Origin of the sequence: Wolbachia endosymbiont (group B) of Chorthippus parallelus (assembly GCF_947251815.1) — a bacterium.
Classification (GTDB): Bacteria; Pseudomonadota; Alphaproteobacteria; order Rickettsiales; family Anaplasmataceae; genus Wolbachia.
This window is the reverse complement of record NZ_OX366390.1, coordinates 166,063-184,758: the sequence shown is the minus strand read 5'-3', so window position 1 is coordinate 184,758 and position 18,696 is coordinate 166,063. Positions and strand designations below refer to the sequence as shown.

General features: G+C 36.5%; 19 protein-coding genes and 3 pseudogenes. 1 reads left to right on the top strand and 21 read right to left on the bottom strand.

Annotated elements, in window-relative coordinates:
* Window positions 1-4: 4 nt before the first annotated feature.
* From OPS21_RS00950 to OPS21_RS00940, 3 genes are read right to left on the bottom strand one after another with little or no spacing between them, the layout of a single operon-like run.
* On the bottom strand, window positions 5-1,930 hold the full coding sequence (locus tag OPS21_RS00950) for a DUF4815 domain-containing protein (protein WP_264336324.1): 1,926 nt from the start codon (window positions 1,928-1,930) through the stop codon (window positions 5-7).
* Between the two features lie 6 nt (window positions 1,931-1,936).
* Complete coding sequence (locus OPS21_RS00945; protein ID WP_208571636.1) at window positions 1,937-2,623, bottom strand: hypothetical protein; 687 nt, start codon at window positions 2,621-2,623, stop codon at window positions 1,937-1,939.
* A gap of 20 nt (window positions 2,624-2,643) precedes the next feature.
* Window positions 2,644-3,039: a hypothetical protein gene (locus OPS21_RS00940; RefSeq protein WP_264336325.1), complete on the bottom strand. Its 396-nt coding sequence runs from the start codon at window positions 3,037-3,039 to the stop codon at window positions 2,644-2,646.
* A 233-nt stretch (window positions 3,040-3,272) separates the two neighbouring features.
* Between OPS21_RS00940 and OPS21_RS00935 the strand changes: the two genes are divergently transcribed.
* Window positions 3,273-4,217, top strand: a complete 945-nt coding sequence (locus OPS21_RS00935) for an IS110 family RNA-guided transposase (RefSeq protein ID WP_264336326.1) — start codon at window positions 3,273-3,275, stop codon at window positions 4,215-4,217.
* 246 nt (window positions 4,218-4,463) lie between these two features.
* On the opposite strand, the pseudogene OPS21_RS00930 reads toward OPS21_RS00935, so the two are convergent.
* The 18 genes and pseudogenes from OPS21_RS00930 to OPS21_RS00845 all read right to left on the bottom strand — a co-directional run.
* Window positions 4,464-5,378, bottom strand: a pseudogene (locus OPS21_RS00930) (phage portal protein); the annotation flags it as partial.
* On the bottom strand, window positions 5,378-6,409 hold the full coding sequence (locus tag OPS21_RS00925; protein ID WP_264336327.1) for a PDDEXK nuclease domain-containing protein: 1,032 nt from the start codon (window positions 6,407-6,409) through the stop codon (window positions 5,378-5,380). The pseudogene OPS21_RS00930 and the gene OPS21_RS00925, both read right to left, overlap by 1 nt.
* A gap of 26 nt (window positions 6,410-6,435) precedes the next feature.
* A complete protein-coding gene (locus tag OPS21_RS00920; protein ID WP_264336328.1) occupies window positions 6,436-6,660 on the bottom strand; it encodes a gpW family protein in 225 nt (74 codons plus the stop codon).
* A gap of 152 nt (window positions 6,661-6,812) precedes the next feature.
* A pseudogene (locus OPS21_RS00915) lies at window positions 6,813-7,625 on the bottom strand (phage tail protein); the annotation flags it as partial.
* A gap of 6 nt (window positions 7,626-7,631) precedes the next feature.
* Window positions 7,632-8,429, bottom strand: coding sequence for a baseplate assembly protein (locus OPS21_RS00910; protein WP_015588499.1), 798 nt, complete (start codon window positions 8,427-8,429; stop codon window positions 7,632-7,634).
* 9 nt (window positions 8,430-8,438) lie between these two features.
* On the bottom strand, window positions 8,439-8,774 hold the full coding sequence (locus OPS21_RS00905) for a GPW/gp25 family protein (RefSeq protein WP_015588498.1): 336 nt from the start codon (window positions 8,772-8,774) through the stop codon (window positions 8,439-8,441).
* Window positions 8,775-8,779: 5 nt separating this feature from the next.
* The gene (locus OPS21_RS07965; protein ID WP_318010167.1) at window positions 8,780-9,232 is read right to left on the bottom strand and encodes a PAAR domain-containing protein; all 453 of its coding nucleotides are present in this window, start codon (window positions 9,230-9,232) and stop codon (window positions 8,780-8,782) included.
* A 39-nt stretch (window positions 9,233-9,271) separates the two neighbouring features.
* Window positions 9,272-9,841 carry a phage baseplate assembly protein V gene (locus OPS21_RS00895; protein ID WP_205517798.1) on the bottom strand — a complete coding sequence of 190 codons (570 nt, stop codon included), beginning with the start codon at window positions 9,839-9,841 and terminating at the stop codon, window positions 9,272-9,274.
* Window positions 9,831-10,358, bottom strand: a complete 528-nt coding sequence (locus OPS21_RS00890) for a hypothetical protein (RefSeq protein WP_224721422.1) — start codon at window positions 10,356-10,358, stop codon at window positions 9,831-9,833. Before OPS21_RS00890 ends, OPS21_RS00895 begins: the two co-directional genes overlap by 11 nt.
* On the bottom strand, window positions 10,339-10,827 hold the full coding sequence (locus OPS21_RS00885; protein ID WP_164224822.1) for a phage tail protein: 489 nt from the start codon (window positions 10,825-10,827) through the stop codon (window positions 10,339-10,341). The genes OPS21_RS00890 and OPS21_RS00885 overlap by 20 nt, the downstream gene beginning before the upstream one ends.
* Window positions 10,820-11,140: a head-tail joining protein gene (locus OPS21_RS00880; protein ID WP_265027659.1), complete on the bottom strand. Its 321-nt coding sequence runs from the start codon at window positions 11,138-11,140 to the stop codon at window positions 10,820-10,822. Before OPS21_RS00880 ends, OPS21_RS00885 begins: the two co-directional genes overlap by 8 nt.
* An 83-nt stretch (window positions 11,141-11,223) precedes the next feature.
* Entirely contained in the window at window positions 11,224-12,228 is a 1,005-nt protein-coding gene (locus OPS21_RS00875; protein WP_264336783.1) for a major capsid protein, read from the bottom strand.
* 43 nt (window positions 12,229-12,271) lie between these two features.
* A complete protein-coding gene (locus OPS21_RS00870; protein WP_164224825.1) occupies window positions 12,272-12,643 on the bottom strand; it encodes a head decoration protein in 372 nt (123 codons plus the stop codon).
* Window positions 12,636-13,724, bottom strand: coding sequence for a S49 family peptidase (locus tag OPS21_RS00865; protein WP_164224826.1), 1,089 nt, complete (start codon window positions 13,722-13,724; stop codon window positions 12,636-12,638). The genes OPS21_RS00870 and OPS21_RS00865 overlap by 8 nt, the downstream gene beginning before the upstream one ends.
* Window positions 13,721-15,148: a phage portal protein gene (locus OPS21_RS00860; RefSeq protein ID WP_208571635.1), complete on the bottom strand. Its 1,428-nt coding sequence runs from the start codon at window positions 15,146-15,148 to the stop codon at window positions 13,721-13,723. Before OPS21_RS00860 ends, OPS21_RS00865 begins: the two co-directional genes overlap by 4 nt.
* Window positions 15,149-15,373, bottom strand: coding sequence for a gpW family protein (locus OPS21_RS00855; RefSeq protein ID WP_264336330.1), 225 nt, complete (start codon window positions 15,371-15,373; stop codon window positions 15,149-15,151).
* Window positions 15,363-17,200 (bottom strand): annotated as a pseudogene (locus OPS21_RS00850) (phage terminase large subunit family protein). Before OPS21_RS00850 ends, OPS21_RS00855 begins: the two are co-directional and overlap by 11 nt.
* Window positions 17,197-18,681: an ankyrin repeat domain-containing protein gene (locus OPS21_RS00845; protein ID WP_265027658.1), complete on the bottom strand. Its 1,485-nt coding sequence runs from the start codon at window positions 18,679-18,681 to the stop codon at window positions 17,197-17,199. The pseudogene OPS21_RS00850 and the gene OPS21_RS00845 overlap by 4 nt, the downstream one beginning before the upstream one ends.
* Window positions 18,682-18,696: the final 15 nt, after the last annotated feature.

The window sequence follows — 18,696 nt, the reverse complement described above, 5'->3', positions numbered from 1 at the left end:
TTTTCTATGCTTTAGGTTGAATAAAAATTCCATCAAACTTTAATTCCTTAAGCTTTTCACCAGTTGCAAAACCTTCAATCTCAAAATTTTGAGTTGCTTCTCGCATAAATTCAGTTTCGTATGAGGTGCTTGACAGCAGCTCTGTTGTTTCTTTAACATTAAATACTCTAGTTACTGGACTTTTCCAATTCGTGGTAACCTCCGTCCAGTGGTCAATGTTTTTATTTAGAGTAATTTGTGCCGGGACTGGATCAAAAGCTTGATATGGATTAATCTTTTCTCCTTTAGTCTGTAAAAGCTGCTCCAGTACCGGTTCAAGTTCATACGGCAACAAATAAGTTTTTTCTTCCCCATCAATATCAGCAATAGTTACATCTATTGGTAAAATTAGTTCCTTATTTACTATTGCTGCAGACTGTGAAACTCCTTGATCACGCATATCATCGTCAAAAAACGAATCAACAAATACTCCTTTTTTCGTGGTTGGCTCTCTTGAATTTGCATCACTACGTAGACGTTCCTGTGCAACAAGAGCATAAAGATCATTTATTCCTTTTTTCATTGCTTCAAGCTCATTCATCGGTACAGCATGAACAGCATTATTCACTATTTTTACCCCTTCGCCTTTTTTCCACGTCTGATGAATGTAGCAGAGCAAAAGTTGTCCACTAGGCGCTCTAGGCATTGATGGTCGCCAAGGGTGAGAAATTCCTTTTATTCTTCTTACCACTCCTTTGCTATCGATAGTAATTAAATCATAGCGGGGCATTTTCCAGGTGTAATCAATCAGAACCAAGCTGTTATCAACTGCTCCTTTTACTTTGCATCCCTGTTCACTTATATCTTCAGGACTTACATGAGTACGACAGCGGTAAGTTATTTGATAACTACTTCCAGGAGCTGGTTCTTTACCTGGTAATGACCAATCAACGTTTCCTGCGTTTAATTTGTAATCTATACTATTTTCATAAATAACATTGCCTTGTTTAACTTGAATAATCTCAAGTACTGCAGAGTCAGGTATTGGATCAACAGCTCCTGAGTATGAACCATGAGTAACGGTAATGGTTTTTTGAACAGTTATATCTACTTTTTTAATTTCACTTATTGGAAAATCATTAACTTTAAGTTCCATTACTCTTTGGCTATTTGGCTGAAAAGTATGTGGTTCTGATTCAACTGCTTTTATATCTGGATCTTCATCAAAAGAAACACGAATACTGTGAGGTAGCTCAATCTCATAGCCATCAACATGAGCTTTGCCCTCATTAATCACAAATATTTTTTTTCCTCCTTCTCCCTCTTCCTTTTGCAGGAACATTACTTCAAGACCATTTACGACATAGGAACCATTTGCTTCTTTGTCATAACGAGCAAGAGCAGTAGTTACTATATTTGCTTGTGGTGGCGGTGAATGTTCTATCAATACTCCATTTTCAATGTTATAAATTGGATAAAATTCTCCTGAAGCATTAGTAGTCACACCCTCAGCTTGATAACTCCAAGTGGTGGAAACTTTAAGCCTTGCAGCCCCTACTTCTTGATAGTTACGTGTACCAACAGCAGGATCACGAAGGTTTTCATCCTCAAGTTCTGTAATGGTAGATTCTACGTAATAAACACCTATACGCACTGTGGTACTCAGTGGAATAACAAACTCTTCTTTTTCAACTTTTCTAACCGCTCCACGAAGATAGATTTTTCCTGATTCAAGCGTAACTTTACCAGTTTCTCTATCTATAATACAATTGCTTCCTATTATAACATCACCATCACGAAATATTGCATCGCCTATGCCTTTAAGCTTAGAGAGAGCATACTCCTGAGTCTCGTTTAATTCTGCAGATTGCAAACCTCTTCCAGCAAGAAATAAGCTTTTTTCGTATTCTTTGTCAGGATTAAAGCGGTTATAATAGGTGTTTAAAGTCATTTTATTCTAAAAGGTTACAACAAATGAAAAAGTCTCTCTTGTGGCAGCAGTTCTGATAAGTGGTACAGTGTGTTCTAAAATCAGCAAGATTCCATGGTCTTCTATATCTTTTGGTTCAAAATATCTCTGTCCAGGAGGCAATTTTTCTACCACCTTTGTACCAACCATAACTCCAAGCTCTCTTATTACTTGATTTGCTGCGTCCGTGAAATCGAAAGTAAATTTAAGATACAGATTATTGATTGGTACATTCGATGGTTTAAACCTTCCAGATGGAGTCACAAGTTCTCCATTCTCATCACCACTGCAAAAGAGCACCTCATCAACAACACGACGTCCAACTTCCTTAATTAATGTTGCAGAAGTAATTAGTTCCGGTGGTGTGTCTTGAGTATACTCTATAGTGATTACGCTATCTGCTATAATTGCACCATTTTCTACACGCTCAATAGCGCCTGAGCTACCATCAACTATATAATCTATGCTTGACTGATAAATTGTTTGCCCTGTATAAACTTTTACATCTTTAATAGTGTGGTGATCTAAACTTATCTTGCCGCCTGCTGTAAAAGTTTTTTCAACTTTGTAGCTGCTTTCCCAGGTAGAATCTCCAGATCCCCAAGCAAGATGTATTGGTTGCTCTTTTATGCTCGCAGCAATAGCTGCTCTGCCTGATTGTGTCAGTATTGACATGTCTGATTGCGTGATTGATATTATATATATACAAGATTCGTAGAAAAAACGTCCAATTTTTTTGTAATAATGGGCTCAAAATTTTTCCAAGGGCGATTTAAGTGGCGATGTTCATGCCAAGTGACCATACCTGGGTAAAATACTGCTACGTAATTTTCTAGCTCATGAATAGGATCTTTCTGTTTTAAATCTGAGTCATTTTGACAATCAATATGATATTCCCTTAAATTAGACTCTATTATTCTTTGATCAGTAAAACTCTTTGCTTCGTAGTAATAAGTTATACTAAACCGCTCTAAAATTGGTGTACGTCGAAAATTCCAAATCTGCTCAGAGAGTTTATCTTCACTTAAGTAAAATGTATGCTCTATTTCTTTATAAGCAGTTGGTGCAAAACAAGCATTGATATCTCCCAAATTCCAACTATTGTAAGTTAAAAATATGATATAAAGGAGATAAGAGGGAAGATAACCCTACTCACTATAGGAATAGAGTTATCACGGGCGTGTGCGACCGACCAACTGTTGGTATTATAACCGTTCGGATCAAGGTACACTAGCCCATCTCTCGATACGTTTGAATAGTTGCATGGGACATATGTATGCACCCGTTTACAATCTTAAATTAATTAAAACTAATCGAGGTTATTATGATTACATCTTATCAAAATTTTATTGGCATTGATATCGGAAAATTTAAAAATGTTGTTGCAGTTCACAAACAGAAGAACGCTGTCGAATTCGACAATGATACTGCTGGCTGGCAACAATTGTTTCAAGATTTTTCAAATATCTTACCTAATTCTTTAGTAACTCTGGAAAACACTGGAAAATATGAGCTTGGCTTAGCACATTTTCTTGTTGATAAAGATATTGCTGTACATCGAGCTAATACTCGCAAAGTAAAAAGCTTTGTTCTATCTCATGGAACTTTAGCAAAGTCTGATCAATCAGATGCAAGAGCCCTTGCTCAGTATGGGTTTGAACGCTATAGTACTCTATCTCTATTTGCACCTATGTCAAAAGAACAAACAACCTTAGTTGCACTTTGTCAACGTCGTGATGACATTACAAAAATGAGAGCTCAAGAGAAATCTAGGCTTGCAGCACCTGAAAACGACCATATAAAAGAAAGCTGTCAGAAAACTATTGAATTCTTTAATAGCCAGATAGATGAGCTCAACAATACCATACAAAAAATTATTGATGAGAATCCAGAGTTACAAAAGCGCCAAAAAATCCTTAAAACAGTTCCAGGAATAGGTGCAAAATTATCTCAAGATTTTCTGTGTCTAATGCCAGAACTTGGTTATGTAAGTAGGGGAGAAATTGCAAGTCTTGCTGGAGTTGCACCTCATCCGAAAGAAAGTGGTAAAACTATTGGTTATCGCAGAATAAGTGGTGGCAGAAGCAACGTTCGTGAAAAGCTTTTTACAGCTGCGATGTCTGCTTCAAGGTCTAAGTCTGCGCTTGGTGCCTTCTATTCAAGGCTTGTTGGTAAAGGTAAAAAGAAGATGGTGGCTATGACAGCTCTAATGCGTAAAATCATAGTAATTGCCAATGCGAGGCTTAAAGAAGCAGTCAATGTGAATTAAAAAAATCTGCATAGAAAATAGGTTAACGAATATGTGGATAAATACGTCTACACACATTTAAAGTATTTATACACATATTCGTTAACCATAAGATCTAAGCAGTAACTGTTGTTTGATACAAAATTTTTCTATGATTAAGTTAGGGTTTTTATTGTCAAAAATGCACTTTTTACTCGAATAAAAAACAAAATTACAAACAAAAGTTGTAATGAAACTAAATTCAAAAAATTTTAAAAAACATAGTTGATCTGACGGTTCTGAAAATTTTATATCCTCTCCTGGGTCTAAAAGCTGCATTGTTCCTGGCTCTAAACCTGATAGTGCTACTCCTTGCTCATTACTTTCACCTTCTCCCATGATATTTGCTTCTGGATCGAGTCTCGTAATAAATCCAGCAAACATTGCTGCAGTTTTCTTTCTCACCAGCTCTGCATCATCATATTGATCAAGCTCATAAAGTTTCAGAAGTATACTCGAAAGCCATGGCTCTCCTCGAATCTGACCAGGTCTTAGTGGTCTATAAATATGTAAAACATCATTTGCTGGCACTCTCACTGATTCACCAAACGAACCTTCACCAGGGTGTTCTCTAAATAAGTAATATGCCTCTCTTTGTCCAAGCCTGTTAAACTCAATGCCGTTTCTTATTACATTACCATTTCCTAAAGTTTGATTTGTTTTATTATCTAAATGTTCAGACTCAAGTACTTGCAGTTGTAATGGTACAGAAAATCCATCCTCTAGCTTTCTTGTTCGGAGTCGTACAAAACATTCTCCTCCCTCTATCATACTTCTGCATACTAGAGCTTGTAATCCATAAAAATCACTTACTCCGTTACTATCTGCTTCATCTGTCCATCTTAGCCATAATTCTTGCACTTTCTTTCTAAATTCTGCATTCTTTGCTTTTGATTGCGGTTTTATTCCTGTTCCAATAGAGTTACTTACTATTGTATCAATGATATTTGCTGCATATGGATTTTTTCTCACCATATCACGTGATCGACTACGTAAGTGCTCAAGGCTTTGAGACAGCAAATTGTTTATGCTTCCTGTTTCTCCTTGCCAATACATTATCCTTCTTCCTGATCCTGCAGCGTCCCATGCAGAACTTTTTGGTTTTGGTTTATTGAATAGTTGCTTGAATGATTTGAGTAGCATTACTTTTCTTTATCTGAAACTTTGGATAACTCAGCCTCTAGCTCTTCTACTGTTGGTAAAGCTGCCTTTATATTCTTTGGTAGATTTTCAGTAATTTTATATTCTGCCAACCCTATCGGTTTATTTATGTCTTTCAGTGTATACTTAGCTAGTACGTTATCCTTTGACTTGCATAAAATTAATCCTATAGATGGTTGATCTGTTTCGTGCTTTAGTAAATCATCAACGGCTGAAAGATAAAAATTCATTTTACCTGCATACTCTGGCTTGAAATCTTTGTCTTTTAGCTCGATTACTACAAAGCAACGTAACTTTAAATGGTAAAACAATAAATCAATATAAAAGTCTTTATTTCCAACATCTAAGTGAAATTGCCTACCAACAAATGCAAACCCTTCACCAAGTTCTAGCAAAAACTTCTCCATATGGCCTACAAGACCTTTTTCTACTTCTCTTTCGTGAGCATCGTCTCCTATACTCAAAAAATCAAAAATATATGGATCTTTTAATGTATAATGTGCTAAATCTGACTGCGGAGAAGGTAATTTATCTTTGAAGTTAGTAACAGCTTTTCCTTGACGTTTGTGCAATTCACGTTCGATTTGCATCACCATTATACTACGTGACCAGCCGTGCTCTATAGCTTTTTGAAAATAAAATAGTCTTTCTTTTGGATCTTTTACTTTATCTAAAATAACTACAATATGAAACCAAGGCAATTGTGCAGCAACCTGCTGCGTAAATTCAGTATCTTGATATTCTGCAGCAAATTGACGCATATAAGTAAGATTCCTAGCACTAAATCCCTTCATTTCTGGAAATGCGCTTCTCAAATCCTTACTTAGCTGATCTATGATTTTAGCACCCCAGCCATGCTCTTTTTGGCGTTTTAAGATCTCTGTACCAATATGGTGGTAAAGCACAATAAGCTTGCTATTTACTGCTAGTGCTGCTTTATAACGACTAGTAGCAATCTGTTCTTTGAGCTGCTCTAAAAATTCTGTATATTCTTTTGCTATAACTTTTGTCATAAAGTTCCTTTCAACAACTTTTATTATTATATGATCCCCTTACTCGTTGAAAAAACAATTTTCCTCTTTGGCTTCATACCTGCAATTTTCAATTCAGCCTTAATTCGTTGTCTTAAGCTTAGTAAATCATCTATATCTACTTCAGCATATCTCACAACATGGTCACCATATGCAATTGATACCACTCTTTCGCCACTCTGAAGCTTCTTTATTGCTTGTTCAATTTGAGACAAATACTCTTCGTTATACATTTTTCAACCACTTACTCTGTCTTACTTTTTTGGGCTTTTTGCTTTCCATTTTTCCACTCAAACTATTCCATTTACTCTCTGGCCATCTGTCTATTCCCAGTGCTATTGATGCTATAATGCACCCCATAAACTAGACCAAAAAAAAATGGTTGATCTGATAATACTATCAACGCTTTAGCAAACTTAATTTCTGGCAATAAACCCTGTGGTAGAGGATATAGTGCTTTTAAGTTATACCACTCGTGACTTCTTTCATATATACCGTTGTAATTCTTGGTGTGAGGCTCTGTCTCTCCTAATACTGCAACATCCAACCTATATAAATCATTACTGTAACTTCTATCATAATGTGATCTAAAAGTGCTAAATTTAAATCTTGGATTTCCTATTTTTAGCTCAAATGAGTTTTTTCTTCCAAACGATAATACTGGCCCTTCTTTTGCTATTCTTACACCCGAGTAGTCTGAAAGAAGATCTCCAAAAATACTTTCATCTAACATAAACCGCTGAGCATTGTAATAATCATTGAATATTCGCATTAATCGAGATCTTGCCGGTGCAGAAAGTTTTGCCAGAGCAATTACACTATCGACAAAAAAGTCATTAGGAACATCAGAGATGCCAATTTGAAATTCAGCAAAATGCTCTCCTGGTGGTTCTTCTTGAATGGTAATATTATCAATGTTTGCCCATTTCAGCGCCATCTTCAGTGACTGTGGTGTACCGCGCAAACGTTGAAATCTTATTCCGTTTTGCTTAGCTAAGACCCATTCTTTTAATGCACTCTTAGTAGCTTTCTTACCCCAGGATAAAATTTCTCCCAAGCCGTATTCCGCTACTAGCCACGGCAACATTTCAGTCTGTGGGTTAAATTTAAATCCCCGTAGAGAATTTGCATCAAGAGAATAATTAATTATGTCTGTAAGTATTTGCTCTTGCTTTGAAGCATTTGGAGGAAGTATCACCAATTTTTACCTAACACTTAAATCACTTAAAGCAACGCATTCATTATTTTGTACAATTATGTCTTCTATTGGCTCTGTAAGCTCTATATTTTGTATACCTTCTGTAAAAAGATGAGCAATAATCCAGGACCTGGTTACATTCCACCCTAAACCTTTAGTAGACTCAAGACCTTTGATAAATTGTTCCTTTGCAGCTTCGATAACATCTTTTGATGCAGTAGGGTAAATATGCACTTTAGCATGAATAGTAATGGGAATAATACCACAGCCAATAACTGTAAGCGTATCTGTTAATACACGAATATCATCGCGAATAACGTGATTTCTGACGATCTCTAGCAATTCTTCTGAAGGTACTCCACCATTTTCTGTGGAAAGTATTGAAATCTGTACACTTCCTGGTATAGGTGATACCACTTGCGCATCTTTTACTCTCGTGTCAGCAGATAATGCATGATAGCGATAATGCTCTTTACTCCCTGCTGTTGACCAACCAACAATTTTGGCTTTTACCCGCTTCCTTAAGGATTCATCATTCTCTGACTCCTTTCTCAGCACACCATAAAATTCAGCCAAGTGATCAAGGTCATTACCTCTTGCAAAAGCAAGTAAATTTGCCTGTGCTGCATCATTAATCCTTTGCCTAAGCAAAAGTTCACGCCAGGCTGCTACTTCCAGTATCTTTATTGCTGGATCACTCTCAGTTAGTGCAGAAAAACTTGCATTCCGACGCACTAACTCTTCTTTCATTCGCGAAAAGATTTCCTCAAATTTTAATGTTTCGACAATATTTGGTGTTTTCATCCTACTACCTTATACTATAATACCATCAAGGCGGATCGGCTTTCCATTTGGCAGATAGATTCCTTCTAAAATGAGAGTTACTTTACCTTCTTTTATTTCTGTTATTTGTACACGTTTAAGCTTAAATCGACGCTCCCACTTTTCTAATGCTTCTGCAACTGCTGCATAAAGCTCTTGTGCAAAACCAGGTACAATTGGATGATCAATCAGCTCAAATAACCTTGATCCATAATCTCGGCGCATAACACGAGCACCAATTGGTGTAGTTAAAATATCAACTATTGATTGTTTTAAATGCTCTATACCACTTATTGTTTTACCAGTTTCAGAATTCATACCACGCATATCACTTACCCTGCAAAGACATCATTGCTTCCTTGTTCTGCCACTGCTCCACAGGAAATTAGGTCACCAGTACGAGCAATGGCTTTGCCATTTACAAACACTGAATCTGACCCCTCAAGAAGGGATTGACTAGTATGTGGTGGTTTATAAGGGTCTGTTGATGCATGTTGTGACCATTCATCTCCTTGACGATGCACAGGCCTACCATTTACAAACACATTACTGCTTCCTCCTATGCCAGGGCTTTGTAAATAATCTCCATGTTGGTTACACATATCACCAAAACGAACAACTTTTCCCTGTTTTGCCAAACTTAAATCTTTGTCTGATTCTGAAAGTCGTTTTTGCCCTAACAATGAACCTCTTGTTTCCTCCTCTCTTCTTGACTCATCTTCACATCCTGATTCATATCCACTTAATTCTGATGTTTGAGAGGTATACTCAATATCACCAATCATAATACCCTTATCATTATTAGCTCTAACATTTTTCTCCGGCTAGTTTAAATCTATTTTTTTCGCATTTAACTTAATGCCACTCTCAGTAATCTCTAGACTTGAGTTCCCAACCTGTAAGACAATCTTTTCATCAGTTATATTTGAACTTGATTTTCCCGTTTTTAAAATAACTTCCTTACTAGTTACTTCCATTTGCGTTTCTTTCACTGCAAAAACAAGAGCTCCTTCTTCTTTGACAGAAATTGTAAACTTATGACCATTTCGGTCATAGTAAATAACTGTTCCATCTTTAAAAACAAAACCGCTTACTTCTTCCTTACTTCCTTCTGGAATAGGATATTTTTTATAATAAATTGCAGGTAAGACAATCCCTTTGGCAATTTCACCAGATGGCGAAAGTACTATCACCTGTTCTCCAATACTTGGTGCAGACCAACTTCTGTCTTCTCCAGCTCTTGCTGTTACCCATGGCAACCAGTCTGTTAATATATTACCTATCATTTTTACACGTACCTTAGCCGTTCCACAGCCTACTTCTTCGACTGTGCCAACTCTAATCAAGTTATTAAGTTTTATTAGTAAGTTCGCATCTTCAAAACTATTCATCATTTTTGCCAACCTTTACATATTTATGCTTATTAGCAACTCCAATATCAGGCGTAAACCCAATGTAAACAGTACTCGGCGGAATACTACTCTCTGCCCATACTGAATCACCAAGATGTACTTCATGCACCCACTCTACCATCCACACTAAATATGCATCGAGCTCTGGCCTAAAATCATCTCCTCCTCCTGAGATAAATTCTCCTGGTGAAATTTTCTCCACTTTCCAAGTGTTTTTATTTACCACTCTTGCTACTTCTGCCGCCAATGCTCTGACAATAATAGGTGCATTTTCTATTGTGCTATCAATCACAATTCGTGCTTCAAATTTTGCTCTCAGCGCTAATTCTTCTGTTCCTGGATCATGTCCTTTTTCAAAGCCACTAAGTTCTATAAATACTGCTGGTGCTATCAATTCTTTCCTGATTGCTGGATAAACCTCACAAGTTTGAATTGCTGGTATCTCTGCCTTTAGCGTATTACAAATTGCCTCATGTAAATTAGTCCAAAATGCCGTCATAAAATAACTCATGTGTAAAATATTTTTCAAATATCCTTTCAACTTCATAATTAACAAGATTTTCTATTATCCTTGAAGCCTCAGGTTCAAGTGGTAGTTTAACCTCCTGTATCGGTAGTGCTGTTCTTCCTACACGTTTAAAAATACCACGATAGCCTCTTGGCATTGTTGCCATAAATTCATCATTAAATGCTGTTCTTATTTTTGCTTGTTTTATATTTATATCATACAGATATGCTCTAATTAAAACTTTCAAAGTGCTTTTTCTTGACTTGATGATTCTTAGTCTTTTTCTAATTACTTTCAGCCTAATTTGCTTTTCTTCACTGATTTCTCGGACAGCCTGAGATTTTAACCATAGTGCCGTTTTGTTTAGCGCTCTTACCGCTGCCAACTCTACTTTAGCTTTGTTAGCATCAATGTCGTGAGTAATTCTCTCAATGTTTTCATTAACTTCAATTTTAAACATCTTTCTCTTCAAGTACTGTACAGTTTATATTCCAAACTATTCCTGAATTATCTCGCAGTGGTGGAGAATATACTTTATATTTACGACCATCAATAACAAAAATATCTCCCACCATTGGCCTCAGTACATCAAAAACATTTACCTCAAGAAAAAGCATCTCTCCCACAAATTGTCCTTCACCAATCTCGTATAATTTATCTGGCTGTTGCTTTAGTACTTGTACCATATATGACTTATCCTTTGATTCATACAAAGCTACTTTTCCTAAATGAGCAAAACAATCTTTAAATAATCTCTTAATATTCTCTTGCACATTTCTCCGCTATATACTAACATTTATATGCTAAGAAGAGGTAAAGCATTCTTCTGCCTCACACCGCTTTATATTTGCTCTACCTATGTTGCAACGATCTTGACTAGTATTGCTGGACGGTGGCACATTGGCAGAGGGTTTGACTGCGTATGCAAATCAGTCCCTCTATCAAATCTTCTTGGCTCTTGTTTTGCATAGAGTGGCTGTCCAAGAGTATTCACTGTTTCATTAAAATCTGCTGGTGCAAAATATGTTGTAAATGTGCTTGCTGTTCCTACTGGAAAACAGTGCCCCGTATCCCTTTCTATAAATCTTCTCACGGTTCCTTCAGGATCAGTTGCTTGTCCTCTATATTCCTCAAACGTTATTCCACAGAACGTAAATCCTGACCTCATATCATTTCTTAGCGCTGCTCCTTCTTGCCATCTCTCATATGCTTCTTTCACTTTAGCATGAGAAGTAAGTGCATCAAAAAACTCAGGGCTTACTAAAGCATGAATTCCTGTCATATATTCACCACTTAGATTATCTTCTATGTGCCTCAATACTTCCAGACACTTACGTTTTACATCAGTTATCGCTGCTCCCAGTGCAAAATTTACTACTTTTGGTGTTATTTCAAATTCGTTGTACAGATTTAACAATTCACTGCCATCTGCGTCCAGAATTATTCCTTTCAGCGCTCCCATACGCAAATGCTCCAACGTTATTGCATGTTTATTTCTCATTAGCTGCAAATGGTCAGTTATTACATCTGCCAGCGCTTTAAGTTCACTTTCTGATCCAAATGCTCTTATTCCCTGTACTTCTTCTGGTAACACTACATCATCATGCGGAATATGTGGAATCGTAAATGTTCTTACCTTTCTTTTTCCTCTTTTTCCTACTGTTGCTGGTGCTCCGGGTACTTGCGTTGGTAGTAAACTTAATACTCCATTTTGCTCTTCTATGGTAATATGTCTAAATCTTACTGACCTACTTGGAAATAAATTTAAATTTTCAACCCGTCCATAATTTATCGGCAATATATTTATCGCATTAGTTAGTGCCGTCATACTAAATGCTGTATTTGTAAATGGATTTTGCATTTTTTCTTTTCCCCCTTTGTGTTTTTTATTGTTTAATATAGCTTTAGACTGCTTTACGGATAATGATCCCTCGTGTTTCAAGTTGCTTTATTGCTGCATTTTTCTGCTCTTCAGTGATATTTGCTGGCCATACAACTGCATGATCTGCTAGCATTGCACCGCGAGCAATAATTACTCCTTTAGCATTTTCCTTTGCGTTTACATCACTTGAAATTACTCCTATTGCCGTTTGTGTGCCATCGGTTGCTGTTAGATTTAAGACCCTAATAAAACCATCTTCAGTCTTTTTAGCAACTACTGCACCAAGCTTGAGATTCTGTCCTTTGGCAACAGTTATTTGATCTCGTGAATATAAATTTGATGCTTCATATTTTAGAAGATCACCAAGGTTATTTTGTTCTGTTATACTACTCATTTTGCTTTTCTCCTTTTGTTATATATTTTAAATGCCTACGACTTTTCGCTACCTGCATCATCAACTCTTCTCCTGAATTCTGTGGTATTGTACTTATTATCTCTGTCTTCTTTGTTCTTTCTGCAAGTAATTCCATTAAAACTTCCCTTGCTTGCTCAACACTTACACTCTGCTCAATAAATTCTCCTATTTTCTCTGGCATCTTTGATATATTACATAAACGTATTAATTCAAGAACTTCAGTACGATACTTAGTTAAATTATTAGTTTCTTCTTTTAGGTCAGTTATAGTTTGTTCGTTCATAGTAATACTCCTGTTTTTATTAATATATTTAAACTCTGAAAGAATTGTAATTCCGTCTGCAAGACCTATCTCTACTGCATTTTCACCAAAATAAAGCCCTGCTTCAGTATTTTTTATTGCCTCTACAGAGAGGTTTCTATTCCGTGCTATTAGCTCAACCAGCATTTCATATAAACGATTCACTTCGCTTTTTAGATTTTCTAAACTCTCAGAAGTTATTGGCTCATGTGGATTTAAATCATTTTTTCTACTTCCTGCAAACACTGTGGTATATTTTATTCCACATTTTTCATCAAATCCACTTTGATCTATATGACTTGCTATTACTCCTATACTCCCAACTCCTGAAGTGCGGGTGAGAAAAATCTTTTCAGCGCTAGAAGCTATAGCGTACGCAGCAGAATATGCATCATCATTTGCTATCGCTATTATCCTCTTTTTTCCTCTTGATTCATAAATAAAGTCAGCTAGGTCAAATATACCGTTTACCTCTCCTCCGGGGCTATCTATTTCCAGTATAATTGTCTCTATGCTACTATCTGCTAATGCTTGTGTAATTTGTTCTTCTATTTGCTCATATGATGTCATTCCGAGCATTTCATCAAATGCACCAGGTTTTTTAGTTAAAATGCCATGTATCGGTATTATTCCTCTTTCACTATTTCTTACTGCATGTTTTATATTTTTAAAGATAGGCTGCTTTCCTGTTTGTAGTGACAGTAACTCAAAACTCCTTGGTTCTACCATTACACATCTGTTTAGCCATTGTTGTTTCATATCACCTCTTGATTGGCCGTAACGTCAGAATCAAAACTTAAGCCCAGTTCACTTGCACGTCTTTGATCTTCTGCTATTTCTTGGTCAATTTCTTCTACATCATAACCCATTTCTGATACTACTTCCGCTCGACTCTTGAATCCATTTCTTACTGCCATTTGCTGTGCTTGCTGATCTTTTAGCGGATCGACCCAATCAAATCCCTGTGGTATCCATTTTACTTCTTTTTTTGCTCCTTCTTTTCCCTTTGTCCATTCTTCACCTATGTCTAGCTCTCCAGAAAGTAGTGCTAACTCTAACCACCTATCCCATACAGGACGGCAAAACTGAAATACCATTATGTTATGCTGTAACATTGTACATCTCCTACGAAACTCTATTAATCCTGCTCTAATTGATGAATAATTAACACCGGTTAAATCTCCTGTTAGTTGCTCATATGTTATCCCTGTACCAATCGCTATTGCCCTGAGTTGCTGTTTCATAAACGCTTCATAACTTCCTCCTACATCTGACGGCTCTGAAAATTTTATGTCTTCTCCTGGGTCTAAAAGCTGCATTGTTCCTGGCTCTAAACCAGATAGTGCTACTCCTTGCTCATTACTTTCACTTTCTCCTAAAATATTTGCTTCAGGATCAAGTCTCGTAATAAACCCTGCAAACATTGCTGCAGTTTTCTTTCTCACCAGCTCTGCATCATCATATTGATCAAGCTCATAAAGCTTCAGCAGTATATTAGAAAGCCAAGGCTCCCCTCTGATTTGCCCAGGTCTTAATGGTCTATAAATATGTAAAACATCATTTGCTGGCACTCTCACTGATTCTCCAAACATACTTTCACCAGGGTGTTCTTTAAATAGGTAGTATGCTTCTCTTTGCCCAAGCCTGTTAAACTCAATCCCGTTTCTTATTACATTACCATTTCCTAAAGTTTGATTTGTTTTATTATCTAAATGTTCAGACTCAAGTACTTGCAGTTGTAATGGTACAGAAAATCCATCTTCGAGTTTACGATTTCGGAGGCGTACAAAACATTCTCCTCCCTCTATCATACTTCTGCATACTAGAGCTTGTAATCCATAAAAATCACTTACTCCGTTACTATCTGCTTCATCTGTCCATCTTAGCCATAATTCTTGTACTTTCTTTCGAAATTCTCCATCTCTTGCTTTTGATTGCGGTTTTATTCCTGTTCCAATAGAGTTACTTACTATTGTATCAATGATATTTGCTGCATATGGATTTTTTCTCACCATATCACGTGATCGACTACGTAAAGTTTCAAGGTTTTGAGACAGCAAATTGTTTATACTTCCTAACTCTGGTTGAAAGTGAAAAAATCTTCTTCCTGAGCCTGCTGCATCCCATGCTGAGCTTTTTATCTTTGGTTTGTTAAATAATTGCTTGAAGGTTTTTAGCAGCATTTATAAAATTCCTTTACTCGTTGAAAAAACAATTTTCCTCTTTGGCTTCATGCCTGCAACTTTTAACTCTGCTTTAATTCTTTGTCTTAAGCTTAGTAAATCATTTATATCTACTTCTGCATATCTCACCACATGGTCACCATATGCAATTGAGACAACTCTTTCTCCGCTTTGCAGTTTTTGAATTGCTTTCTCAACTTGAGTTAAATATTCTTCACTGTACATTTTGATTACCAAGCCACTTACTCTGTCTTACTTTTTTAGGCTTTTTGCTTTCCATTTTTCCACTCAAACTATTCCATTTACTCTCTGGCCATCTATCTATTCCCAGTGCTATCGATGCTGCTCTTGCATAAATTCGGCAATCTAGTACTTCATTTCTCTCTCTTACCTTTCGCCACTCTTGTTTGGTATATCCTTTCACTACTTTACTGACTAATTGCTCTGCCGTTAGCTGCTTAAAATATTCAGGTGCATACTCCGGAAAATGACAATACCCTGCTGGCACTTTCTCTTCTTCTTTTAAAACATTAAGTAATTGAAAAAGTTCTGACTTTAATATTGATACTCCTACTGGCCAGAGCTTTATTCCTCTTTTCAGCTTTTGCCCACCAACTGTTATATCTACTCTGCTTGGACTGCTAAGTGGTACTAGAGCTTTATTTACACCTTTGACTGCCATTACTCTTCCACAGCCTTGATGACCTCTTATCCAATTGTATACTTCTTGTGTCGCATATCCTGCATCTACTGCCATCATGCTTATCATGTATTCAAGACCATTTTCACCGATAAAATGATGATTTAACAGCTCTGAAAGCTTTTTCCATACTTCTCCACTTCCTGTATCTCCTTCAAATACTCGGTAGTCTATTGACCAATTTTCTCTGCCTTTTCCCCAGGCTACAACTTCTACTTCCAAGCGATCTTTTTGAACATCTACTCCTGCTGTGAGAACTACTTCGCCTTTTGGTACTGTGCCAATCTGAAAAAATTCTCTCCTGTTAAATAATTGCTTCCAGTCCGGTACTTCTCCTTTATCTACCCAGGTTTCTCCAAGCGTGGTATTTATCCAAACTTTCAGTAATTGTTCACTTTCCTTTGCATGGAGAAAGTCCTCTACTGCTTGTTGCCAACTATACCAGCCAACTGGACTATAAAGACTTGAAAGATGAAATCCTTTTTTCTCCCCTTCTTTTGCCTCTGTAGCTCTCCATTCTCCACGTTCTAGCATCTCTGTCTTTTGATGATTTTCTATTTTGCCGCTACATTCAGTGCAGACATAATGTGCTGTTCTTGAGTCGTTATTTTCCCATTTTATTTGTGACCATTTTAGAACTTGATAGTAATTACAATGCGGACATGGTACAAAAAAATATCTCTCTTATCTGTTGCTTCAAACTCCTTCTCAATTCTGCTTATTCCATGAATCGTTGGTGTTGATACTAAAAAAATCTTTCGCCGTGCAAATGTATTAGTTCGAGCAATACTGAGCAGTACTGGATCTCCTTCTCCTCCTGAATCTCCTGGATACGCATCTATCTCATCCAGAAAGAGATATTTTACTGGCATAGATCGGAGGCCTACACTGCTATTTGCTCCAGTTATTACTACTATTCCCCCAGGAAACTCTTTACTTTGCACAGTATTGCCTGAATCTCTTGATCTTGGATCTTTTACTTTATTTTTTAAACATGGTGTACTTTCAATCAGTGGCGCAAATCTTCCTTTTGACCAACGCTTTCCCATTTCAACTGTTGGCTGTACTACCAGCATTGGACCTGGTGTTTGATCGATAATATAGCCTATCCAATTGTTACCAGCTTCTGTTCCCCCAATCTGCGCTCCTTTCATGAATACTACTTTTTCTGCAGGTGAAGATGGTGATAGTGAATCCATGATTTCTTTTAAATAAGGAGTTCTTTCCGTTCTCCACTTTCCTGGCTCTGATGCTGCAGTTGGCGCTAAAACTCGATACTCATTCGCCCACTCTGATACTTTAAGCTCTGGATCTGGTCTTAAACCTTCAGAAAAAGATGTTGCGTATATCATTGCCTGCATCTACTCATAACTGGTTCTATCTCAACATCATTAACAGTAGAACTACACTCTTCCAATTCCATAAACATCTTTTTCTGAAATTCGTTTTCTATATATCTTTTGTTCATCTCACTTATCATTATTGCTATAACAAGCGCAAATACCCCTGTTATTGTTGCAAAAATGATTGCACTGCTTATTGCTGTTACCGTTAAACCTATATATGCTGCCATTGCTACTGCGCTAACTGTAATACAGATACAGATAATATTATTATGTTTTTTCGTCCTTTTATCTGCTATTTCTCTCTGTGCTGTATATTTATTATGAAGGGTTGGAAAATTAACAACGGTATCTTTGCAGAGCAATGACCCATTTTTTTCAGTAAACAAAACTTTAAATAACTCTAAATTGTTTGATTTGATTGCTAAATGTAAAACAGGTGTATAATTTGCTCCTTTTTTCAGCAATAACTTTACTACATGTAAATGCCCTTTTTCTGCAGCAAGGTAAATCGGTGATAGACCCTTATTATTTGAAATATCAATATCAATTTCTTCTTTTAAGATAGACTCTACAATCTCAATTTCTCCTCTTTGTGCAGCTAAATGGAGTAGACTATTCTTTTCAGAACCGTATTTATTACTCATCAAAGCCTTCTTTATCTCAGGTTTAGCGTAATCAAATGGTGTCTTGCCGCTATCGTCTTTTACCAGAGGGTCTATATCTTCTCGTGTTAGTAAAACCTCTATTGTTTTAAGTCTTTCAGCGTAATGTAGTGGCGTTTTATTTTCGTAATCTTGTAAATTGACTTGAGCATTAGGCTCCCTTATTAAGCATTTGAGAATATCAAGACATAAGTCTCTTTCATCGTAATTAGTATTACTTACAGCTATATGAACAGGCGACAATTTCATTGAGTTTTGTCCCATACGTGCACTATTTACATCTGCTCCAAGTTTCAGCAGTAACTTTACTATCTCTAACTTTTTATTATTAACTGCATAGTGCATTGGTGTCTGATTTCGCGCATCAAAGACATCTATTTCAGCTTTTCCTTCTCTTATCAAAATCTTTACAACTTCTGCATGTCCTATTCCTGCTGCTAGATGTAATGGAGTATGATGCAGAGCATTTCGTACATTAACGTCAACACCTTTTCTTATCAAATATCTAACTGCATTAACTTCACCTATCATTGCAGCTAAATGAAGTAAGTTATCTTGTTCTGATCCGTATTTGTTATTAATTAGCGCTTGTAATATTTCTGCTTTTTTCCCTTCTTTGGCGTAATCAAGAGATGTTTTACCTTCATTATCTTCCACAAAAGGATTAATATTCTTCTTCGTGAGTAACAAATCCACCATGCTTAATTCATCAAACTCTATAGCGCAATGTAGTGGAGTTTTTCCATTTAATCCTCTAACATTTACATCCACTTCTGGCTGATTAATGAGACACTTTATTAACTCTAAACTTAAGTTATCAGTCATTTTATATTCAAAATC